Source organism: Pseudomonas juntendi, from assembly GCF_021560075.1.
Classification (GTDB): domain Bacteria; phylum Pseudomonadota; class Gammaproteobacteria; order Pseudomonadales; family Pseudomonadaceae; genus Aquipseudomonas; species Aquipseudomonas juntendi.
This window is the reverse complement of record NZ_CP091088.1, coordinates 808,941-831,146: the sequence shown is the minus strand read 5'-3', so window position 1 is coordinate 831,146 and position 22,206 is coordinate 808,941. Positions and strand designations below refer to the sequence as shown.

Sequence of the window (22,206 nt, the reverse complement as noted above, 5' to 3'; positions counted from 1 at the left end):
CGCACTTCGCTCTGTATCAAGTGCAATGAAAGGACTAACTTTAGCCCGTCTTCATTAGCACTTGCACAGCAAGAAGGTAGTTTCAAATGTCCAACAGTATGGGTATTGCCAGCGTTTTCGTCCTGTCGTCCCTGTTGTTGTCGCCCCTGGCCATGGCCGAAGAATCGCCGGCGTTCGTCAACCGTAACAGCGAACTCGCCGCCGTGCACCAAGAGGCCCGCGAAAGCGTTGCCGCACATAAGGCCGACGTGATGAAAGATGCTGAACAGACAGCTTCCAAAGCCTCTGTCGATGCCAAAGCCGACAGCTGATCAGGCGCTGTTGTTGCTTCCACTTTCCCTTGGCTACGCCATGGGCACAGCCTGTGCCGATATGTTAGCCTTTTAAAGCCGCTGCTCATCAGCGGCTTTTTTTATGTGCCCGTAACTCTCAGCCCGGCTGTAACGTTTACCCATAAGAAAGACGCACATTCAAAATAAAAACTGCCCCACCGTCAGACCAAAGGAGCTTCTACCGGTGCCTTCCGCGTTTCGTTTCACCCCGTTTTTCATTGCATTGACTGCAACGATCCCTTGCGCCGCCCAGGCAGATGAAGACAAGGCTGATGGCTTCATCGAAGGGTCGTCCTTCAATCTGCATTTGCGCAATGCCTACTTCAACCGCGACAACCACAACGCCGGCGTGCGCGATACCCGCGAGTGGGGCCAGGGCGCAGTAGCGCGGTTCGAGTCGGGCTACACCCCAGGCACGGTCGGTTTTGGCCTGGACGCCCATGCCATGCTGGGCCTGAAGCTCGACGGTGGCGGCGGCCATGCCGGCACCAGCATCCTGCCAGCGCACATCAAGGACGACGGCGAACTGGGTGCTGCGCCGCATTCGTTTTCCACCGCTGGCGCTGCAGTCAAGCTCAAAGCCTTCGACACCGAACTGAAGGCCGGTGACCTGTTCCTCACCAACCCGGTGATTGCCGGCGGCGAAACCCGCATGCTGCCGCAAACCTTCCGCGGTGTGAGCCTGACCAACACCAGCGTCGACGGTTTGCTGCTCGAAGGCGGCCAGGTGAGCTTCACCCACCCGTACAACCAGAGTGGCCACCGCCGCATCGACACCTACTACGGCTCGCTCGACGAACACGACAAGAGCAAGCACCTGAACTGGGCTGGTGCCTCCTGGAGCGGTACGCCGAACATCACCGCCAACCTGTACGCCGCCGAACTGAAGGACATCTGGAACCAGTACTACGCTGATTTCGACTACACCTACGTGGTCAGCGATCTGGTCAGCCTGAACCCCGGTGTGCACTTCTATCACACCCAGGACACCGGCCAGGCCCTGCTGGGCAAGATCGACAACAACACCTACAGCGTGCACTTCACCGTCAACGCCGGGTACCACAGCGTCACCGCCGCCTACCAGCGGGTCAATGGCAACACCCCGTTCGACTACATCAACCTGGGCGACAGCGTGTACCTGGACAACTCGCGCATGTACTCGGACTTCAACGCCCCCAACGAGCGGTCGTGGAAGCTGCAGTACAACTATGACTTCGCAGGTGTCGGCGTGCCTGGCCTGACCAGCTCGCTGTCCTATTCGCGCGGCGAAGCGGACCTGACCAAGGCCACCCAGGACACCACCCATTACGACTACTACCGTGCCGATGGCAAGAACGCCATGCATTGGGAACGCGACCTGGACTTGAAGTACGTGTTCCAGGAGGGTGACCTGAAGGACCTGTCGGTGCTGGTGCGCTATGCCACCCACCGTGGCAGCCAGGGCTATGCCTCGATCGACAGCAACAGCGACAACGATGAACTGCGGGTGATCGTCGATTACCCCGTGAACGTGTTCTGACCCTCGTTTGCAGGCAGCACACCTGAACGCCTGTGGGAGCGGGCATGCCCGCGAACACCGGTGAAGCCGGTGCCATACACCGCAACACTTGCTCCGCGGGCACGCCCGCTCCCACAGGGTTCAGCGTAAATCCAACATGCAGTACAGCGTGATTCCGTCGGACAAATCTTGTCCGACAATCCTTGCTTCCCTAGAATACCGCCGCCGCGAATAGCCCTGCCCCTGCAGTAGCGACCATGCCCACCCAATCCCCGCCTCGAGCATTTTACAGGTCGCACCCCGAGCTGACCCTCAATTTGGGCAGTTGCCTTGCCGTGCTCGCTATCGTGGCGATCGTCAGCTACCTGCTGGCCCGCGAGCGGGACAGCGTCGAGCAGTCGGCCGTGCGTTCAGCCAACAACATCGTGCAACTGATCGAAAGCGACATCCTGCGCAATGCCGAGCTGTACGACCAATCGCTCAAAGGGTTGATCTGGGCCGTTGGGCGCAAGGAGCTTCCGGAAATTCCCGGCCCGTTGCGCCAGCGTCTGCTGTTCAACGAGGCGTTCGTCGACCGCCAGCGCGGTGACGTGCTTTGGCTGGACAAGCAAGGCAACGTGGTCGGTGACTCCACCAGCAGCGTGCCGCGCCAGGCCAACTTTGGCGATACCGGGGTCTTCAGGGCGCACCAGCACAATGCTCACCTGGGGCTGCTGGTGGGCCCGCCATTCAAGGCCAAACTGGGTGACCTGGACTGGTGCATCAGCTTCAGCCGGCGTATTTCCGGGCCGCAAGGCGAGTTTGCCGGGGTCGCCGCCGGGGCGCTGCGCCTGTCGTACTTCAACGAGCTGTTCCGGCGCCTGGACATCGGCGACGACAGCAGCATCAGCCTGCTGAACACGGATGGGCAATTGCTCGCCCGGCAAACCTCGCGCCCGGAAACGCTTGAGATCGGTACCAATTTTGCCACTCGGCCGAATTTCAAACGCATTCTCCGCGAGCAGCACGGGAGTTTCACCGCCCCCGCGACCAGTAACGGCCAGCCACGCATGTTCACCTTCGCCCGGGTAGCGCAGTTACCGCTGATCGTGCTGGTGCAGCATTCAGCTGACGAGGTGTTCCAATCGTGGCGCCGTACCGCCACGGTGGTCAGTGTCGCCACGGGCGTATTGTGCATCGGCATCCTCTGGCTCACCTTGCTGCTGGGCCGGGAATTGCGCCGCCGCCACGAAGCCGAACAGGGCTTGGCGACACTGGCAGCAACCGACAGCCTCACCGGCTTGGCAAACCGCCGGCGGCTGGATCAGGTATTGCGGCAGGAGTGGGCGCGGGCGCAGCGCAATCACATGCCGTTGGCGTTGCTGATGGTGGATGTCGACCATTTCAAGGCATTCAACCAGCGCCATGGTCATGCCGGTGGCGACCATGCCCTGCGCGAGGTGGCCAAGGCCATCGAGGCATGCCTGAGACGGCCTGCAGATCTGGCTGCGCGCTACGGCGGGGAGGAGTTTCAGGTAGTACTGCCGGAGACCGACCTGGCAGGTGCTCAAGTAATGGCTGAGCGCATCCGCCGGAGTGTAGAAGAGCTTGTACCGTTTGCCGATGATGCCCGTGGGGTCACGGTCAGCATCGGCATCGGTCTGTCCGGCACCCAGTACGACCTGGCCAGGTTGCTGGGTGCCGCGGACGAGGCCCTCTACCGGGCCAAGGCCAAAGGCCGTAACCGGGTAGAGGGCCCAGAGGCTTAAGAGCGGGCGCGAGCAGCGTTGCGCAGGGCTTTCACCTGGTCGTGATTACGCTGCACGCCTTGCAGCTGCTTCTCCACCAGGGCATAGGTAGTGTCTGAGGCAGTGCGGCCCAGTTTAACCAGCTTCTCACGGGCTTCCTTATAAGCCTTCAGGGCATGGTCCTCGCCGCGCTCCACTTCGTTGAGCACTGCTTCTTCATCCTTGCCGGTGACCATCGACTTAAGGTTGACCCAGCCGCGATGCAGGTCGCCACTGAAGCTGGTAGAGGTTTCCGGGTCGCCACCCAGGCGGCGCACTTCGCTTTGCAGTTCACCGGCCGCATTGGCGCATTCGCCGGCGCGCTGGGCGAAGAACGATTTCAGCTCCGGGTTCTTGACATCATCGGCCGACTCACGAAAACCTTTCTCGCCGTCCTTGCTGTACTCGATCAGGTCGTTCAGTACATCGATCACGTCTTTGTTCGGGTTGCTCATGGTAAAGCTCCTTGGCAGGTGATAGTCATCTGGATAGGAGCAGTGTTCGTGCCAACCTGGAATGATCTTGAATATTCTTTAATATCAACAGCTTAGATAACAACCAGAAAAGCCGGATACCGGTGTTCTGCATGATTACCGCTTGGGCGCTCGTGCAGATTGCAGTATGGTCGGCGCTTCGTCACAACCCGGTCTCTTCTGATGAAACCCGAAACCCTGGAACTGTTGGTGACCCGCACGATGCCCTTCGGCAAATACCAGGGGCGATGCATTGCCGACTTGCCGGGAGACTACCTGGCCTGGTTCGCACGCAAGGGTTTCCCTACGGGGGAACTGGGGGGGTTGCTGGCGTTGATGCATGAGATCGACCATAACGGCCTGGGTGATCTGCTAAAGCCATTGCGGCAGAAGCACGGGTGAACCCGCTCCCTCAGGTGGCCCGCGCACTCTGCAAGCCTGCGAAATTCCTGTAGGAGCGGGCTTACCCGCGAAGAGGCCAGTACTGCCTATACAAACCGCTAGCCTTTAACGGGCGCCACAGCCAGCTCTACCCGCTCACTCTTCTTGATCACGGCATAGACCACCGCCGTGAGCAAACTGCCCGCGACGATCGCCAACAGGTACAGCAGCGCGTGGTTGATCGCATTAGGGATCAGCAGCACGAACAAGCCGCCATGCGGGGCCATCAGCTTGCAGCCGAAGTACATCGACAATGCCCCGGTCAACGCACCACCGGCGACACTGGCCGGAATAACCCGCAGCGGGTCTTTGGCAGCAAACGGGATCGCCCCTTCCGAGATGAAGCACAGCCCCAACGCCAGGGCCGCCTTACCGGCCTCGCGCTCGCTTTGCGCGAACTTGCGCCGGGCAATGAAGGTGGCGATACCCAGGCCGATCGGCGGCACCATGCCCGCCGCCATGGTCGCGGCCATGGGGGCGTAGCTCGACGAGGCCAGCAGCCCCACCGAGAACGCATAGGCGGCCTTGTTGATCGGCCCGCCAAGGTCGACACACATCATGCCGCCCAGCAAAAGCCCCAGCAGAATGGCGTTGGTGGTGCCCATGCTGTCCAGGAAGCGGGTAAGGCCTTCCAGCATGGCTGCAACCGGCTGGCCGACCACGTAGATCATCACCAGGCCGGTGAAGAGGCTCGCCAGCAACGGGATGATCAGGATCGGCTTGAGCGCCTCCAGGCTGCTGGGCAAACGAGCCCAGCGGGCGATGGCCTTGGCGCTGTAGCCCGCCAGGAAACCGGCCACGATGCCGCCAATGAAGCCGGCACCCAGGGTGCTCGCCAGCAGGCCACCGATCATGCCCGGCGCCAACCCGGGGCGGTCGGCGATAGACCAGGCAATATAGCCCGCCAGCAGTGGCACCATCAGTTTGAAGGCCGCTTCGCCACCAATCTGCATCAGCGCCGCCGGCAAGGTGCCGGGCTCCTTGTAGGCCTCGATGCCGAACACGAATGACAGCGCGATCAGCAGGCCGCCCGCCACCACCATCGGCAGCATGAACGACACGCCAGTCAGCAGGTGCTTGTACACACCGGTCTTTTCACCCTTGGCGGGCGCGGCCGCCGCGGCATCGGCGCTGTTTTCCACCTTGCCTTCGGCCAAGGCCTTGTCCAGCGTGGCCCGCGCCTGCTTGAGGGCGACCCCAGTACCACAGCGGTAAATACGTTTGCCGGCAAAGCGGGCGGTGGGCACCTCGATGTCGGCGGCCAACAGCACCACATCGGCCTGGGCGATGGCTTCGGCAGACAACGGGTTGCGTGCGCCGACCGAGCCCTGGGTTTCCACGGTGAGCTGGTAGCCCACTTGTTGCGCTGCCTGCTGCAAAGCCTCCGCGGCCATGAAGGTGTGAGCCACACCGGTCGGGCAGGCTGTGACGGCAACAATCTTAACGCCGGCAGAACGCTCTTCCAGCGCCGGCTTGCCTGGCACATCCGTCAGCAAGCGGGCGTTGGCCGCCGCCTCATCGAGGAAACCTTCGCGGTCGGCCAGGGCCTGCGACGGCGTGCTCTGGAACAGGCGCTTGCCGACGAAGCGGGACAGGTCAACCGGGCCGGTGCTGACCACCAGCACCCAGTCGGCCTCGGCGATTTGCGTCGCGCTCAGTTGCCGCTCGGGGTGTTCGGCATCCTGCACCTCGACACTGGTGCTCCAACCGCGCCGCTGGGCTGCGGCAGACAGCAAGCGGGCACTCAGCAAACTCGACACCTGGCCATTAGGGCAGGCGGTGACAATGGCAATGTTCATCGGCAACCCTCTTGTTGTTCTGTCAGTTGCACGGCCGCCTGCAGCCGAGCCAGTTGCTCACGGTCGCAGATGCCGAAGCCAACCTGGGTGACGGCCTGGGCGGCGATGGCGGTGGCCCGGGACAAGGTCTGCGCGGGCGCTTCGCCCTGCAGCAGGCCATGCACCATGCCGGCGACCAGGGAATCCCCTGCCCCCACCGTGCTGGCGACCCGCACCGTGGGCGGGACTGCGTGCAGCACGCGGTCGCGCATGTACCAGCTGACCCCCTGCTCACCCGCCGATACCACCACGTGTTCGATGCCGCTGGCCAACAGGCGCTCGGCAGCGGCGCCTTGCTGGGCCTGGGTAACCACTGCCTCGCCGAGCACTTCGCCCAGTTCTTCGGTATTGGGCTTGACCAGCCACGGCGCGCTTTGCAAACCGGCCCGCAAAGCTTCACCGCTGCTGTCCAGGGCCACCTTGAGGCCTTGGGCCTTGAGCTGTTCGAGCAATTGTTGGAACCACTCGGCGCTGACCCCACGCGGCAGGCTGCCGGCCACCACCACCGCATCGTGGCCTGGCGCGACCTGGGCCAGGCGGCTGAGCAAGGCATCGCGCGCCGCCTGGTCCACCAGCGGGCCTTGGCCGTTGATGTCGGTCACGCGGCCATCGGCTTCGACCAGCTTTATGTTGCTGCGGGTTTCACCCGCCACGCGGACAAAGCAGTCGGCGAAGCCGCGGGTTTCGATCAGCGCCTCGAACGGTTGCAGGTTGTCACCCCCGAGGAAGCCGCCCACGGTTACGCTGTGCCCCAGGTCGGCCAGCACCTGGGCGACATTCAGCCCCTTGCCGGCGGCGTGGCTGTGCTGCGCCTGGCTGCGGTTGACTTGCCCTGGGCGCAAGGTGCCCAGGCCGATAGTGAGATCCAGCGCCGGGTTCAGGGTAAGGGTGAGGATCTTGGCCATTCAGTAACGCTCCACCAGCGCGCGTACCGCTGCCGCGCTGTCCTGTTGCAGGGCCTCGCGCGCCAGGGCGCGGGCCGTTTGGTGATCGGCCTGGCGGACCAGGGCCTTGACTTCGGCAATGCTGCGCGCGGCGACGCTGAGTTCATCCACGTCCAGGCCCAGCAACACGGCGACCGCTTGCGGGTCGGCCGCCAGCTCACCGCACACACCTACCCATTTGCCATGGGCATGGGCGGCACGCACCGTCATGTCGATCAGGCTGAGCACCGCCGGGTGCAGGCCGTCGGCCTGGGCCGAGAGGCTTGGGTGGCCACGGTCGATGGCCAGGGTGTACTGCGTCAGGTCGTTGGTGCCGATGCTGAAAAAGTCCACTTCGCGGGCCAGCTGTGGCGCCAGCAGGGCTGCCGAGGGGACCTCGACCATGATGCCCAGTTGCAGGTCGGCGACCGGGATTTCGGCACGCAAACGCTCGACCATGGCCCGCGCCTCACGCCATTCGTGCACCTGGCCGACCATGGGGAACATGATACGCAGCGGCCGCTGGTCGGCGGCCCGCAGCAACGCACGCAACTGGTCTTCCATGACGTGCGGGCGCTGCAGGGTCAAGCGCACGCCGCGCACGCCAAGGAACGGGTTTTCTTCGGCTGCAATCGGCCAATACGGCAACGGTTTGTCACCGCCGACATCCAGGGTACGCACTACCAGCGGCCGCCCGTCCAGACCATCGAGCACACGGCGGTACTCGGCCTCCTGGGTGGCCACGTCCGGCGCTTGAGGGTGCGCCATGAAAATCAGCTCGGTGCGCAACAGGCCCACGCCCTCGGCACCTTGGTCCACCACCTTGGCGATGCCAGTGCTTTCGCCGATGTTGGCAAACACCTCGACTGCATGCCCATCACGGGTAACCGCGGGCTCGAAACGGCTGGCCCAGGCAGCCTGCAAACGCTGCTCGCGCTGGTCGCGCTCGGCCAGCGCGCGTTGCAGTTCATCTGCCGGCGGCGCCACGCTGACCGTACCGCGCTGGCCATCGAGCAGCAGCGGTGTACCGCTTTGCAGCAGCAGTATCGCGGCCCCTGCGCCAACCACGGCGGGGATACCCAGGGCCCGGGCGACGATGGCGCTGTGCGCGGTCGCACCGCCCTGGGCGGTGACGATACCGGCCACCCGGCTCGGGTCCAGCCGGGCGACATCGGAGGGGCCCACTTCGGTCATGACCAGCACGTAGGGCTGCTCGGGTTCCACTTGCGCCTGCACCCCGCACAACTGCGCCAGCACGCGACGGCCCACGTCACGCAGGTCGGCGGCGCGCTCGGCCAGCAAGGCATCATGCAAGGCCTCCTGCTGGCGGGCCGCGGCCTCGATAACCGCCATCCACGCGGCGGCGGCGCTCTCGCCTTGGGCCAGGCGCTGTTCGACATCGTCGGTCAGGGCGGGGTCGGCAAGCATCTCCTGGTGGGTGACGAAAATCTCGCCAATGGCTTTGTCGCTGCGCTGCACCAGCGCCTGCAGTTCACTGCTCACGACCGCCAGGGCGTCGCGCAGCTTCTGCCGCTCCTGCGTGCACGACTCGCCACGCAGGGGGTAGTCGAACTCGCGCTCGACACACACGTGCGCGGGGCCGCTGGCGATGCCTGGGGCGGCGCCCACGCCTTGAATGCGGCTCCCGGCCGGTGGCGCTTGTACCACCTCGGGCGCGGCCTCCGGTTCAGCGCTGGTGCCCTGTGGCAGCGCCTCGACTTCCTCGCCCAGGCCCTGCTCGATGGCGGCCAGCAACGCTGGCAAGGCATCGGCGGCAACCGCGGGTTCGGCCAGCAATTCCAGCACCTGGCCACGGCGGGCGCCCAGGCTGAGCAGCTTGCTCAGGCTCTTCACCGACACCGCTGGCTGGGCGCTGTCGGCCAGGCGCACGCGGATGTCCCCTTCAAAGCCTTTGGCCAGTTGCGCCAGCACTTTGGCCGGGCGGGCATGCAGCCCATGCGGGTTGGCCAGCACCACGCGGGCGCAGGGCCAGTCTGGCGGCGCCTCGCCTCCCAGAACCTCCAGCACCGCACGGCTACTGGTGGCCTGGTAGAGCGTCTGCCCGCGGCCTTCGATCAGCACTTCGCACAGCCGCTCCAGCAAGGCCTGGTGGGCCGCGCCGAGGCTGGCCAGGCAAAACAGGCCATTGAGCGGCTGGTCACGGTAGCGCAGCGGCTGTTGCGGGGTGACGAAGGCCAGGCCTGGCTGGCGCACCTGGCGCTCGCTGTGCAGCCACCACAGGCCTTCGCCCAGCGGCAGCGGCTCGGCCTGCTGCAGCACGGCGGCAAAACCGCTGTCGACGCAGTCGGCGCGCTGCAACAGCCGGGCCCCACGCCAGGCCAGCTCGTCGAAGTCTTCGGCCGGCAGGTTCAGGCCGACCAGTTGCGCATCCAGGGCCAGCGCTTGCGGCGCGCCTTGCAGCAGCTTAAGCAACGCCTCGGCGGAGCTGGCGCGGCGCAGCGCTTCGGCCAGGTCGGTTTCGCCCAGCGCACGGGTCAGCAGTTGCAGCAGGCGCAGGTGTTCATCGGAACGCGCAGCGATGCCGATGGCCAGGTAGACCATCTGCCCATCACCCCAGTCCACCCCTTCAGGGAACTGCAACAGGCGTACGCCGGTGGCATACACCAGGTCACGGGTTTGCGGCGTACCATGGGGAATGGCGATGCCCTGGCCAAGGAAGGTAGAGCCTTGCGCCTCACGGGCTTGCAGCCCTTGCAAGTACCCTTCGGCAACCAGGCCATCGGTAACCAGCCGGTCGGCCAGCAGGCGCAAGGCCTCAGCCTTGTCGGCTGCCGTCTGACCCATGGCTATCTGCTCCTTGGCGAGCTCGAGCATGACCTTCTCCTTATACAGTTCCCGTTGGGGTACTGGAGTATTGTTGTGAAATTCACGTAACGGCCAGCGGCGGGCTGCAGGCCTCGAGCTGCGCGTTGCAAGCGAAAGCGGACAGTGCACCGACACGCTTTTTCTTATAGCTTGCAAGTTGAAATTTGCAGCTTGGGGCTGCCAGCCTAACGCTTGCAGCTTTCTCGGCCGAGGCAGAAAATCGGCAGCTGAAACGTTTAATCTGACCAGGCGGCCACGTTACTCGATAATCTGCCAAGGAAAAAGCCCCATCTTGTCGGACAATTGCGACAATAGTCGTCTGCGCGGATGGCCGGTAGGCGGTCAAACTAGCCGGCCCGGCCTGCCCGCCAGCCCCGGTAACAACAAGGAAAATTCGGTGAAACTCAGCGATATCGCCCGTCTGGCCGGTGTGTCCGTGACCACCGCCAGCTACGTCATCAATGGCAAGGCTGAACAGCAACGCATCAGCAGCAGCACGGTCGACAGGGTGCGCGCGGTGGTCGAGGCCCACGGCTTCACCCCCAACCCACAGGCTGCTGGCCTGCGCAGCCGGCATACCCGTACCCTGGGGTTCATTCTCCCGGATCTGGAGAACCCCAGCTACGCGCGCATTGCCAAGCAACTGGAACAGGGCGCCCGCGCCCGCGGCTACCAGTTGCTGATCGCCAGCAGCGATGACCAACCCGAAAGCGAACGCCAGTTGCAGCAACTGTTCCGCGCCCGTCGTTGCGATGCGCTGTTCGTTGCCAGTTGCCTGCCAGCCGAAGATGACAGCTACCGCGAACTGCAGAACAAAGGCCTGCCGGTGATCGCCATCGACCGCCGCCTGAACCCTGCGCATTTCTGTTCGGTGATCAGCGACGACCGCGACGCCAGCCGCCAGCTGGCCGCCAGCCTGCTGCGCGCCGCGCCACGCAGCATTGCCTTGCTCGGCGCCCGCCCGGAGCTGTCGGTCAGCCAGGCCCGTGCAGGTGGTTTCGATGAAGCGCTGCAAGGCTATGCCGGTGACGTGCGCCGCTACCAGGGCGAAGCCTTCAGCCGGGCCTGCGGCCAGCGCCTGATGCAGCAACTGATCGACGACCTGGGGGGCCTGCCCGATGCCCTGGTGACCACCTCGTATGTGCTGCTGCAAGGGGTATTCGACACATTGCAGGCGCGCCCCGCCGGCTCCCGGCAGCTGCAGTTGGGCACGTTTGGCGACAACCAGTTGCTGGACTTCCTGCCACTGCCGGTCAATGCCATGGCCCAGCAGCACGGCCTGATCGCCGCCACTGCGCTGGAATTGGCGCTGGCCGCCATCGAGGAAAAGCGCTACGAACCTGGCGTGCATGCCATAGGCCGTACGTTCAAACAACGTATCGCCGCAGGCTGAACATGCGCCTGATCGACACCCACACCCACTTGGACTTCCCCGACTTCGACGCCGACCGCGCGCGCCTGTTGGCCAACGCAGCGGCCCGCGGTGTGGAGCGAATGGTCGTGCTCGGGGTTTACCAGGCGAACTTCCAGCGGGTGTGGGCGCTGGCCGGCGCCGAACCAGGCCTGTACGCCGCGCTGGGCCTGCACCCGGTCTACCTGGAGCAGCATCGGCCCGAGCACCTGCAGCAATTGCGCGAGTGGCTGGAGCGCCTGCGCGGTGACCCACGGCTGTGTGCAGTGGGCGAATTTGGCCTGGACTATTACCTCGAACACCTGGACAAGGCCCGCCAACAGGCGTTGTTCGAAGCACAACTGCAGATGGCGTGTGATTTCCAGCTGCCGGCGCTGTTGCACGTGCGCCGCAGCCATGCCCAGGTAATTGCCACGCTCAAGCGCTACAAACCGGCACGGGCGGGTGTGGTGCATGCCTTTGCCGGCAGTTATGAAGAGGCCCGCGAGTACATCAAGCTGGGCTTTCGGCTGGGGCTGGGCGGTGCAGCGACCTGGCCGCAGGCATTGCGGCTGCGCAAGACCCTGGCGCGCCTGCCGCTGTACAGCGTGGTGCTGGAGACCGATGCGCCAGACATGGCGCCGGCCATGTTCCCAGGGGTGAGGAACAGCCCGGAGCATCTGCCCGAGATAGCCGGTGCGCTGGCACAAGTGATGGGTGTCGAGGCCGGCGAGCTGGCTGCAGCGAGTACCCGCAACGCGTGTGAGCTGTTCGGCTGGTAGCCGCGCTGCGCCCGCCTGATTTCAGGCCAGCACCGTCCACAGCGCGAACGCGGCATACCACAACACCCCACAGCGCAGCAGCAGCTCCCACAGGCTGTCCAGGCGCCCCAACCCACGCTGGCTGTCTTCATCGTCGGGAATGTCGTCGGCAACGCGCCCGACCCGGGCCACCAGGTGTGCGGCGCTGATGTGCCAGTTGAGCACCTCGTGCAGCATCACCCGCGTCACCGCCAGGAAATTGCCCACCAAGGCAAAGCTCAACGCCAGCACGCGCACCGGCAGCCAGTCCATGATGTGCCGCAACTGCTCGGCGCGCGCCTTCAGCACCGCTTGCCCGCTGCGACCAGCGCACAGCGCCAGTAACCGATACGCCAACGCTGCCCCCGGCCCCAGCACGAAATACCAGAAGATCACGGCGAAGAAGCCCTGGTACACCTGCCACAGCAAGTTGCCCTGCACCCGCACCAACAACGTGTGCGGCTCATCGGCCGCCAGGCCAAGGTCGCGCTCTGCCACGTGCAAGGCGGCCTGGTCATCGCCCCGGCGCCAGGCGTCACGGAACGGGCCGAGCGAGGCCTTGGCGTCACCGCGGCCCAGGCTGTAGACCAACACCAGCAGATGCACCGGCAGCGCCAGCAGGCCATAGGCCACGGGCTCCAGTACGTGCAACAGCAAGACCAGCAGGGCGACCGGCGCCAGCACCAGAAGCGTCAGCGTCCACCACGGGTGAACCTTGCCGCTGCGCTCCAGGCGCACCAGCTCACCAAGGAAAAAACCGTCACGTTGAACCTGATGGCGCAGGGCCGAGAACTTCTCGACCCACAGCGCCAGCACCAACACCAGAAAACTCATGCCTTGTCCTCGTTGTGCCGCAGCGCTTCACGGTAGCGCGGCCAGTCGAATGCCGGGCCGGGGTCGGTCTTGCGCTGCGGGGCAATGTCGCTATGGCCCTGGATACGGCCCAGGTCGATGGCCGGCCAGGCACCGCAGATGTGCCGCGTAAGCTGTTCCAGCACGGTGTACTGGGCATCGGTATAGGGCAGGTCGTCAGTGCCTTCCAGCTCGATGCCGATGGAGAAGTCATTGCAGCCTTCGCGCCCGTCGAAACACGAAACACCTGCGTGCCAGGCGCGGTCGCACAGCGACACGAACTGGGTCACCGCGCCATCACGCTCGATGAACAGGTGGGCGGACACGGTCAGGTGGCTGATGCTGGCAAAGTACGGGTGTTCCTGGGGGTCCAGGCGGTTCTGGAAAAATTGCTGAACCTTGCCGGTACCGAAACACGCCGGCGGCAGGCTGATGTTGTGAATCACCAGCAGGGAAATCGCTTCGCCCTCCGGCCGAGCATTGAAGTTGGGCGAAGGGCAATGGGTGATTCCGTTTCCGTGGAACCAGCCAGTGGCACGGTCCAATTGCATGGGGCAGATCCTGAAAACGCCTTGAACAGGACAACAGTATGCCTTGCGGCTCACGCCCTGTGCAGGTGAATGATCACGGGCGCAGGCCGTCAAGTACGGCCTCCAGTGCACGCTCGAACAACAGCCCGTCCCCCAGCACCCGCACTTCGCCGCGCTGCAGTGCCCTGGCCAGGCTGGCGCTGCTCCACTCTCGCACTTTCAGGCCGGTGCGGTTGCTGAACACCAGCCTGTCGCTGTTCTCGACACGTGCTACCAGCTTGCAGCGCAGCGGTGGGTCTTCATCCAGCACCTGGACCCAGGTTCCGACGCGCAGGCGCTGCGCCTGGCGCACTGCCGCAGCGTGCCCGCTGTCGCCCCCTGGCGGCGGGCAGCCTGGTTCTTCGGCACTTGCCAGGACAATCGCTTGCGTCACCCGCACCTGGTCCAGGGGTTGCCACTGGCCTCCCCCGCAGGCGCACAGGTGCAACCGCTCAAGCTGCTGGAAGAATGCGCGGGTCGTGAGCGAGTCCTGCGCCACGCTGGCCAAGCCGTCGCGCAACGCCTTGAGCAGCCCTGGCACCTGCTGCAACAGGGTTTGCGGCTCACGGCCCGGGGTAACGCTGAGCAGCAGCGTGTCCATGGTCTGCACCGCATCGCACCAGGCCCCGGAACCCTCGCCGTGCTTCAGCCAGGCCAGCAGCAGGACCTGGCTCCAGGCCTGTACCAGCATCTGCACCACCACCTGGGGCAACACCTGGCCGCGCAGGCGCTGGTTGAGCAATTGCTGCACCTGGTGCCTGGCCTGCAAGGTGCGTGCGCGGCCCTCTTCGGCGTCGCGGGTACGTTGCTCGAGCAAATCGCTGCGCCGCCGCTCCTCTTGGCTGAACGCGAGAAAATCTTGCAGCAGGTGGTCGAACACGCGGGTATCTTCGTCAAATTCATTGAGCACGCGCTGCACGATCAGCGCCACCCGCACGTGCAGACTGTCGCGCACATCTTCGCGGCCACTCTCCCAGCCGATGGCCGCCGCTGCGATTTCGTTGAGCAGCCGCCGTGCGGGGTGGCCAGCCCGGCAGAACAACCCCTTGTCCAGCAGCGCCACCTTCAGCAGCGGGATGTGCAGCCGGATGATCAGCGCCCGCAGGCTGGCCGGCAGGTTGTCGTCCTGCTGAATGAACGCGAACAGCAGGTTCACCAGGTTGATCATGTCTTCGTCGGCGACCGCGATACGCCTGCGTATGCCACTGCGCACGCTGACCCGCAGCAGCAATTGCTCAAGCTGCTGGCCAAGCTCGAAGTCATCTGCCTCGTGCGTGGCGGGCACATAATGCTGCAAATGGGTCAGTAACCGCAGCAGGTCGGTGGTGCTGATCGGCTGGGCGGCAGCCACCCCCTGCAAACGTGGGGCAAATTGCCCCCGCACCGGCGCCAGCAGGGTTTGCAACGAGGCAAAAAACGCCTGCCCGGCTGCGTCCGCGCCCACATCCTGGCCTGGCATGGGCGGGCAACGTCGCGCGCCCAGGCGCCGCTCCTCGGCAGGCCGGCGCGGTACCGGTTGCAGTTCGGGCAGCACGCCGGCGGCAGCCAGCAGCTGGTTGGCCTCGCCGTAGATCACATCGGCATCACTGAGCACATAGCGCTCGAACAGCGTGAGCAACACCAGCTTCACCCGCAGGCAAACCCCCAGGTTACGCCCGGCATCGAGGAAGTAACCACATAATGCGGCGGGCCCTAGCGGGTTGTCGCCCTCGTACACGGGGCGGTCGAGCAGCACCTGCAAGCGCAGCCCGAGCTGTTGCAAGGCCGGGCGATGACGTGCCAGCACGCGCCCCACCATGCCTTCGACAGCAGCGACCCGCTCGGCCTGCGCTTTGCCGCACGTGTTCCCCGGCTGGGCCAGGTGCAGCAACAGGTCCGCCTGGCCGATGCGGGCGAAAGTCGTATGGAAGATGTCGAGAAAGCCACGCTCAATGCTTTTGCGCTTCAGGCGCAGGTCGCGCATGGCCTCGAAATACAAGTTCTGGTCGGCGTGCTCGAAGGCTTTGTCAGCCATCTCGAACAGGGTGTCGTCAGCGTTGTCGAACAGCGCCTGCAAGCCCAGGCGCAACTGCAGGGCGGCCTTGTCGCGTACTTGCAGCAGCAACACCGGATGGCAAGGCAGAGGCGCACGCCGGCCCCGGTCGATGGCGGCCGCCAGGGGCACCACCTTGCCTTCTTCATGCATCCTGGACTCCTTGCAGGGTGGGTTGCCCGCCGCAGCAGGTATCGTCAAAGCTATGACGCCAAATACTGGTCGCCATTATCGGCAAAAACCCTCAGCGCTGCCAGCACGGATTCACCCCAGGCAGGCGCCCCCCACGCGCCGACCAAAGGTCGGCGCCAAGGCGGCTGTACACACCAGCCCCCTGCCCTATAATCGCGGGCATCTTGCTTGTGGAGCCGACCATGCCGAACCTACGCCTTGCCGACCTGACCGCTGAAATCGAAGCCAACGTGCGCCGTGCGCTGTTGGAGGACATCGGCAGTGGCGATATCACCGCACAGTTGATCCCGGCCGAGCGCCTGGCCAAGGCGACCATCATCACCCGCGAGGACTGTGTGATCGCCGGCACTGCCTGGGTCGATGCGGTATTCCGCCAGCTCGACCCGCGGGTGGCGGTGCACTGGCAAGTCACTGACGGTGACCGTGCCAGCGCCAACCAGCCCCTGTTTCACCTCGAAGGCCCAGCCCGTTCGCTGCTCAGCGGTGAGCGCAGTGCCCTGAACTTCCTGCAACTGCTGTCGGGTGTCGCCACCCGTGCGCGCTTTCTTGCCAGCCTGGTAGAAGGCACCCAGGTGCGCCTGCTGGACACCCGCAAAACGCTGCCTGGCCTGCGCCTGGCGCAAAAGTACGCGGTGACCTGTGGCGGCTGCGACAACCACCGCATCGGCCTGTACGACGCTTTCCTGATCAAGGAGAACCACATCGCCGCCAGCGGTGGCGTGGCTCAGGCCGTGGCGGCTGCGCACCGCATTGCCCCGGGCAAACCGGTGGAAATAGAAGTGGAGAGCCTTGGCGAACTGCGCGAGGCGCTGGCGGCGGGGGCTGACATCATCATGCTCGACGAACTGAGCCTGGAAGAAATGCGTGAGGCTGTGCGCATCACGGCCGGCAAGGCCAAGCTGGAGGCCAGCGGCGGGGTCAACGAGACCACCCTGCGGGTGATTGCCGAAACGGGCGTGGACTACATCTCGATCGGGGCGATGACCAAGGATGTGAAGGCGGTCGACCTGTCGATGCGGCTGAGCCTGTGAGCTGATCGCAGGCAAGCCAGCTCCCACAGGGATCGCATCAGGGCTGACAGGTGTTTGCCACAAGATATGCAGCGCCTGGGAGATCGAGCGCCGCCCGCGCGGCGCATCGCGAGCTGCGCTCGCTCCTACGTTTTTTTCAGGCCAATTATGCCTGTGGGATCTGCGCGCGAACGCCTTGGCGCATGCCTCAATATGGCGCCGTACGAACAAGGCGGCCGCGCGCGCCTGGCACAGGGATTACTGGCCCGAAACAAACGTAGGAGCGAGCGCAGCTCGCGATGCGCCGCGCGGGCGGCGCTCAAACTCACAGGCGCTGAAGATGCTGCGGCGAGCCGGTTTCCAGTTGGGGGCGCGTGGCCCCCGTGCGCTTGGCAAATCAGAACGAGGCGTTGGCCAACCCGTCCAGGTAGCGCTCGACGTCCAGCGCTGCCATGCAACCAGCACCGGCCGAGGTAATCGCCTGCCGGTACACGTGGTCGGCCACGTCACCTGCCGCGAATACGCCTTCGACATTGGTGGCGGTAGCATTGCCTTCACGGCCGCCGTTGACCACCAGGTAGCCGTCCTTGAGAGTCAGCTGGCCTTCGAACAGCGACGTGTTCGGGGTATGGCCAATGGCGATGAACACGCCATCGACCTTGATTTCATCGCTGCTGCCGTCGTTGTTCTTCAGGCGCGCACCGGTCACGCCCATGTTGTCACCCAGTACTTCGTCCAGGGTGGCGTTGAGCTTGAGCTCGATCTTGCCTTCGGCCACGCGGGCGTTGAGCTTGTCGACCAGGATCTTCTCGGCGCGGAAGGTTTCGCGGCGGTGCACCAGGGTCACCTTGCTGGCGATATTGGCCAGGTACAAGGCCTCTTCCACGGCAGTGTTGCCACCGCCCACCACAGCGACCGGCTTGTTGCGGTAGAAGAACCCGTCGCAGGTAGCGCAGGCCGAAACGCCCTTGCCCATGAAGGTTTCTTCCGACGGCAGGCCCAGGTAGCGGGCGCTGGCGCCAGTGGCGATGATCAGTGCGTCGCAGGTGTACTTGCCGCTGTCACCCTGCAGGGTGAATGGCTTGTTGGCCAGGTCGACAGCATTGATGTGGTCGAACACGATCTCGGTTTCGAAACGCTCGGCATGCTCCTGCATACGCTGCATCAGGGCCGGGCCAGTCAGGCCGTGCGGGTCGCCCGGCCAGTTGTCGACTTCGGTAGTGGTGGTCAGCTGGCCGCCGGCCTGCATGCCGGTGATCAGCAGCGGCTTGAGGTTGGCACGGGCGGCATACACCGCAGCGCTGTAACCGGCAGGGCCGGAACCCAGAATGATGACGCGCGAATGACGTACTTCAGACATGTCGAACTCCTGTCGAGCGGGCCGATGTCGATACACCGGCGGCGCCAGCTGGAAAATTTAAAAGGACCCACGCAGCACTTGGGGAAGGCTACAACGCGCAGGCCCGGAAAGCGGAAAGGTGAACGCACTGTAGCGAGGTCGCAAAGATTAAGGAAATATCCTTCGACAATCCACCTCATAGGCATCGTCTATGCTGCGATTTCATCGGTGATCATACTGTCGATGCTTTTGTTACAGCCGGTTTCCCAACCACCCGCTGCCTTTCGTCGGCACGCCAAACTCGGTAAGGTCAGCGCGTTTCCCTTCTCTGCGGAGTACCTTGATGCAAGCCCCTGTCCTCTCTGGCCCCCAATACCTGCGCGAGGGCCTGAAACTGGTGCTCAGCCCCAACCTGCGCTTGTTCGTGCTGCTGCCGCTGGCGGTCAACCTGCTGCTGTTCGGTGGCCTGATCTACTTCGCCGGCCATCAGTTCAGCCTCTGGGTGGATGCCCTGATGCCAAGCTTGCCGAGCTGGCTGAGCTTCCTTACCTACATCCTCTGGCCGCTGTTCGTCGCCTTGGTGGTGTTGATGGTGTTCTTCACCTTCACGCTGGTCGCCAACGTCATCGCCGCACCGTTCAACGGTTTTCTCGCCGAAAAGGTTGAAGTGGTGATACGTGGCGAAGACAACTTCCCGGCATTCAGCTGGGGCGAACTGGTGGCAATGGTACCGCGCACGCTCAGTCGCGAAATGCGCAAGCTGGGCTACTTCCTGCCACGGGCCATCGGCCTGTTCATCCTCTCACTGGTTCCGGTGGTCAACGTGGTAGCCGCGCCGCTGTGGCTGATCTTCGGCGTATGGATGATGGCCATCCAGTACATCGACTACCCGGCCGACAACAACAAGATGAGCTGGCAGGACATGCTGGCCTGGCTGCGCCAGAAGCGCTGGCAGAGCCTGGGCTTTGGCGGGGTGACGTACCTGGCGTTGCTGATCCCGGGGGTGAACGTGCTGATGATGCCGGCGGCGGTGGCCGGCGCTACGTTGTTCTGGGTGCGGGAGCGGGACTGATCCCTGGGCGTTACGCGATCTCTGTAGGAGCGGCCTTGTGTCGCGATAGGGCCGCAACGCGGCCCCAGGATCTCAACGTTAATGCACAAATTGTTGGGGCCGCTTTGCGGCCCTATCGCGACACAAGGCCGCTCCTACAAAAAGCAGAGCGCGTCTGGTTTGGGTTTCAGTGCCCCAACCGGCTGGAAAACTGCCCAACCACGTCCACCACCCGCTTCGCCCCGTCCTGGATCTCGACAATCACGCTGCCCGTCTGATCGGCCAGCGCCAGCCCCTGTTCGGCTTGGCGCTTGCTGGTGTCGATGATCGTCACCGCCGCTTGCGCCAACTGCTCGTTCTGCTGCACCACCCGCGCGATTTCCTCGGTGGCGCTGCTGGTACGCGAGGCCAGTTGCCGGACTTCGTCGGCAACCACGGCAAACCCGCGCCCCTGCTCGCCCGCACGGGCGGCCTCGATGGCCGCGTTGAGCGCCAACAGGTTGGTCTGCCCGGCAATATCGCTGATGGTCTTGATGATCGAGCCGATCACCCGCGACTGCGTGTCCAGCGCCTGGATACCCTCGGCCGCCTCTTGCATCGAAGCTTCCAGGCCGCGCATCACGCTGACACTCTGGGTGACCACTTCGGTAGCCTTGCGCGCGCTGGCATCGGTGCCCAACGAGGTGGTGTAGGCCACATCCGCCGCTTCGGCCACCGCCTGTTCCTGGTTGACCTGGTCGGTGATCACGGTGGCGAACTTGACCACCTTGTACAGCACGTCGTGGGCATCGAAGATCGGGTTGTAGGAGGCCTCCAGCCAGATGACCCGACCGTGGGCATCGATGCGCTTGAAGCGGTCAGCCACGTATTCGCCGCGGCGCAGCCTGTCCCAGAACGCCTGGTAAGCGGTTGAGTTGGCCTCTTCCGGCGTGCAGAACAGACGATGGTGCTTGCCGCGAATCTGCTCCAGGCGGTAGCCGACCGTGGCCAGGAAGCGCTCGTTGGCGGTGAGGACGTTACCGTCGAGGTCGAACTCGATGACCGCCGTGGAGCGCATCAGCGCCTTGATCAGGCTCTCGTGTTCGCGCGAAGCCTCGATGGTGCGGGTCAGGTCGCTGGAATGCAGGGTGAAGTAGCGAATGCGCCCCTCGCTGTTCTTGACCGGCTGCAGGATCGAGCGCAGCCAGGCTTCCTGGCCATTGCCGCGCAACAGGCGAAACGCGCCGTTCAGGTGCTCGCCACGAGTGATGGCGGCTTTCATCCGCTGGTAGAAATCCAGCGACCGCACATGAGCGGGGACGATGTCCTCGATGTTGCGTCCAAGCAGTTGGTCGGCCCGGTAGAGCATCTCGCTCTCGAAGTTGTCATTGACCATCTCGATCCGTCCCTGGGGGTCGAGTTGCAGCACCAGCATCTCGCTGTCGAGGCTGCTCTTGACCTGTTCGATACACATCAGGTCTTCGCGCAGTTGCCGGTTTTCTTGCTTGAGCTTGTTGTTGAACATCACCGCTCTCCTGGAGCGCAACAGGTGGTCGAATGCATCTTCATCGGCCGACGGCACGGCCCCTTGAGCGGCGCACCAGGAAATAATCTGCACGCTGCACAAGCCGATGGTCAGCTGTCACCTGCGCGCCACGTGACCGTCACATTGACGCAATCGAGCAGGCAGAAACTTTTGCCATGAACACACCTGCGCTACGCATCGCCCTCGTCAGCGAAACCTTCCCACCCGAAATCAACGGCGTGGCCAACACCCTTGGGCGCTTGAGCGAAGGGTTGCGCCAGCGCGGCCATCAGGTTGAGCTGGTTCGCCCACGCCAGGCCGGCGATAACCACGCACAGCACAATCCACAGCTGGTGCTGTGCCGCGGTTGGGGCCTGCCGGGTTACCCAGGCTTGCAATGGGGCGAGGTGTCGATGCACACGCTGCTACGCCGCTGGCGCCGGCAGCGCCCGGACGTGCTCTACATCGCCACCGAGGGGCCGCTCGGGCTGAGCGCGCTGCGCGCTGCCCGGCGCCTGGGGCTGGCGGTGGTCAGTGGCTTCAACGCCAAATTCCCGCAGTACTCCGGCCACTACGGCCTGGGTTTGCTGAGCCGCTTGCTCACCCTCTACCTGCGCTGGTTCCACCGGCGCACGGCGGTCACCCTGGTGCCCAGCGCAAGCCAGCGCCTTGAGCTTGAGCGCCGCGGCTTCCAGCACCTGGGGTTGCTGGCCCGCGGGGTCGACGCCTGCCTGTTCAACCCGGCCCGGCGCAGCCAGGCTTTGCGCGAAAGCTGGGGGCTGGGTGCAGACGACATCGCCGTGCTGTACGTCGGGCGCTTGGCGGCAGAAAAGAACCTTCGCCTGCTACAGCCTTGCCTGCAGGCCTTGCAGCAAACCTATCCACAGAAACGCCTGCGCCTTGTTCTGGTGGGTGACGGCCCACAGCGCGCCGCCCTCCAGCAGCAGCTCCCCGAGGCGCTCTTCTGCGGCGCCCAGCGCGGCGAAATGTTGGCACAACACTACGCCAGTGGCGACCTGTTCCTGTTCCCCAGCACAAGCGAAACCTTCGGCAACGTAGTGCTCGAGGCCATGGCTTCGGGGTTGGCGGTGGTTGCCTGTGACCAGGCGGCAGCTGCGCAACATATCCGCCATGGCCACAACGGTGCGTTGGCCATGCCGGGCGACCAGCCCGCATTCATCGATGCCGCCTGCTGGCTGCTGGAGGAAGAGGAAACGCTGCGTCGCGTGCGCCTGAATGCGCGGCAGCATGCCAGCCGCCAGGGCTGGCCGGCGATTGTCGAGCAGTTCGAGGGGTATTTGCACGCAGCCCGGAACCAGGCTGCGACTTCACCTGCTTCGAGGCTGGGTGCTACGCGATCTGTGTAGGAG

At 64.5% G+C, this 22,206-nt stretch carries 18 protein-coding genes and 1 pseudogene; 9 read left to right on the top strand and 10 right to left on the bottom strand.

What is annotated here, in order from left to right:
- The first annotated feature begins 86 nt into the window (after positions 1 to 86).
- The 3 genes from L1P09_RS03815 (at position 87) to L1P09_RS03805 (ending at position 3,578) form a co-directional block, all read left to right on the top strand.
- On the top strand, positions 87 to 311 hold the full coding sequence (locus tag L1P09_RS03815; protein WP_029888076.1) for a hypothetical protein: 225 nt from the start codon (positions 87 to 89) through the stop codon (positions 309 to 311).
- 205 nt (positions 312 to 516) lie between these two features.
- A complete protein-coding gene (locus tag L1P09_RS03810) occupies positions 517 to 1,851 on the top strand; it encodes an OprD family porin (protein WP_029888075.1) in 1,335 nt (444 codons plus the stop codon).
- Between the two features lie 236 nt (positions 1,852 to 2,087).
- Complete coding sequence (locus L1P09_RS03805; RefSeq protein ID WP_235768508.1) at positions 2,088 to 3,578, top strand: sensor domain-containing diguanylate cyclase; 1,491 nt, start codon at positions 2,088 to 2,090, stop codon at positions 3,576 to 3,578.
- Here the strand turns inward: L1P09_RS03805 and L1P09_RS03800 are convergent.
- Positions 3,575 to 4,051 (bottom strand): ferritin-like domain-containing protein, encoded by a 477-nt coding sequence (locus tag L1P09_RS03800; RefSeq protein WP_009682712.1) that lies wholly within the window; start codon positions 4,049 to 4,051, stop codon positions 3,575 to 3,577. The two genes, L1P09_RS03805 and L1P09_RS03800, sit on opposite strands and share 4 nt — an antisense overlap.
- A gap of 201 nt (positions 4,052 to 4,252) precedes the next feature.
- Between L1P09_RS03800 and L1P09_RS03795 the strand changes: the two genes are divergently transcribed.
- Entirely contained in the window at positions 4,253 to 4,471 is a 219-nt protein-coding gene (locus L1P09_RS03795; RefSeq protein WP_009682711.1) for a DUF3820 family protein, read from the top strand.
- Positions 4,472 to 4,569: 98 nt separating this feature from the next.
- Here L1P09_RS03795 and L1P09_RS03790 read toward each other — a convergent pair whose 3' ends face one another.
- The 3 genes from L1P09_RS03790 to ptsP are packed head-to-tail and all read right to left on the bottom strand — an operon-like array spanning position 4,570 to position 10,106.
- Positions 4,570 to 6,309, bottom strand: a complete 1,740-nt coding sequence (locus L1P09_RS03790) for a PTS fructose-like transporter subunit IIB (protein WP_009682710.1) — start codon at positions 6,307 to 6,309, stop codon at positions 4,570 to 4,572.
- Complete coding sequence (pfkB, locus tag L1P09_RS03785) at positions 6,306 to 7,253, bottom strand: 1-phosphofructokinase (protein WP_009682709.1); 948 nt, start codon at positions 7,251 to 7,253, stop codon at positions 6,306 to 6,308. The genes L1P09_RS03790 and pfkB overlap by 4 nt, the downstream gene beginning before the upstream one ends.
- The gene (gene ptsP / locus L1P09_RS03780) at positions 7,254 to 10,106 is read right to left on the bottom strand and encodes a phosphoenolpyruvate--protein phosphotransferase (protein ID WP_182337328.1); all 2,853 of its coding nucleotides are present in this window, start codon (positions 10,104 to 10,106) and stop codon (positions 7,254 to 7,256) included. It abuts the gene before it with no gap.
- Between the two features lie 388 nt (positions 10,107 to 10,494).
- Between ptsP and cra the strand changes: the two genes are divergently transcribed.
- Both cra and L1P09_RS03770 read left to right on the top strand, forming a co-directional pair.
- Positions 10,495 to 11,490: a catabolite repressor/activator gene (gene cra / locus L1P09_RS03775; RefSeq protein ID WP_029886926.1), complete on the top strand. Its 996-nt coding sequence runs from the start codon at positions 10,495 to 10,497 to the stop codon at positions 11,488 to 11,490.
- 2 nt (positions 11,491 to 11,492) lie between these two features.
- The gene (locus L1P09_RS03770; protein WP_192441685.1) at positions 11,493 to 12,269 is read left to right on the top strand and encodes a TatD family hydrolase; all 777 of its coding nucleotides are present in this window, start codon (positions 11,493 to 11,495) and stop codon (positions 12,267 to 12,269) included.
- A 21-nt stretch (positions 12,270 to 12,290) separates the two neighbouring features.
- Here the strand turns inward: L1P09_RS03770 and ampE are convergent, their stop codons facing one another.
- The 3 genes from ampE to L1P09_RS03755 all read right to left on the bottom strand — a co-directional run bounded on the left by ampE (position 12,291) and on the right by L1P09_RS03755 (position 15,893).
- Complete coding sequence (ampE, locus tag L1P09_RS03765) at positions 12,291 to 13,121, bottom strand: regulatory signaling modulator protein AmpE (protein WP_009682704.1); 831 nt, start codon at positions 13,119 to 13,121, stop codon at positions 12,291 to 12,293.
- Positions 13,118 to 13,690: a 1,6-anhydro-N-acetylmuramyl-L-alanine amidase AmpD gene (ampD, locus tag L1P09_RS03760; RefSeq protein ID WP_029886924.1), complete on the bottom strand. Its 573-nt coding sequence runs from the start codon at positions 13,688 to 13,690 to the stop codon at positions 13,118 to 13,120. The genes ampE and ampD overlap by 4 nt, the downstream gene beginning before the upstream one ends.
- A 73-nt stretch (positions 13,691 to 13,763) precedes the next feature.
- On the bottom strand, positions 13,764 to 15,893 hold the full coding sequence (locus tag L1P09_RS03755; protein ID WP_235768507.1) for a DUF1631 domain-containing protein: 2,130 nt from the start codon (positions 15,891 to 15,893) through the stop codon (positions 13,764 to 13,766).
- Between the two features lie 221 nt (positions 15,894 to 16,114).
- On the opposite strand from L1P09_RS03755, the gene nadC reads away from it, so the two are divergent.
- The gene (gene nadC, locus L1P09_RS03750; protein ID WP_029886922.1) at positions 16,115 to 16,963 is read left to right on the top strand and encodes a carboxylating nicotinate-nucleotide diphosphorylase; all 849 of its coding nucleotides are present in this window, start codon (positions 16,115 to 16,117) and stop codon (positions 16,961 to 16,963) included.
- Positions 16,964 to 17,339: 376 nt separating this feature from the next.
- Here nadC and trxB read toward each other — a convergent pair whose 3' ends face one another.
- Positions 17,340 to 18,302 carry a thioredoxin-disulfide reductase gene (gene trxB, locus L1P09_RS03745; protein ID WP_003247318.1) on the bottom strand — a complete coding sequence of 321 codons (963 nt, stop codon included), beginning with the start codon at positions 18,300 to 18,302 and terminating at the stop codon, positions 17,340 to 17,342.
- A gap of 322 nt (positions 18,303 to 18,624) precedes the next feature.
- On the opposite strand from trxB, the gene cysZ reads away from it, so the two are divergent.
- Positions 18,625 to 19,353, top strand: a complete 729-nt coding sequence (cysZ, locus tag L1P09_RS03740) for a sulfate transporter CysZ (protein WP_029887751.1) — start codon at positions 18,625 to 18,627, stop codon at positions 19,351 to 19,353.
- A 166-nt stretch (positions 19,354 to 19,519) separates the two neighbouring features.
- Here the strand turns inward: cysZ and L1P09_RS26295 are convergent, their stop codons facing one another.
- Positions 19,520 to 19,930 (bottom strand): methyl-accepting chemotaxis protein, encoded by a 411-nt coding sequence (locus L1P09_RS26295; RefSeq protein ID WP_371262797.1) that lies wholly within the window; start codon positions 19,928 to 19,930, stop codon positions 19,520 to 19,522.
- A 129-nt stretch (positions 19,931 to 20,059) separates the two neighbouring features.
- A pseudogene (locus L1P09_RS26290) lies at positions 20,060 to 20,746 on the bottom strand (PAS domain-containing protein); the annotation flags it as partial.
- A 266-nt stretch (positions 20,747 to 21,012) separates the two neighbouring features.
- Between L1P09_RS26290 and L1P09_RS03730 the strand changes: the two are divergent.
- Positions 21,013 to 22,203, top strand: a complete 1,191-nt coding sequence (locus L1P09_RS03730; protein ID WP_235768505.1) for a glycosyltransferase family 4 protein — start codon at positions 21,013 to 21,015, stop codon at positions 22,201 to 22,203.
- The last annotated feature ends 3 nt before the right edge of the window (positions 22,204 to 22,206 follow it).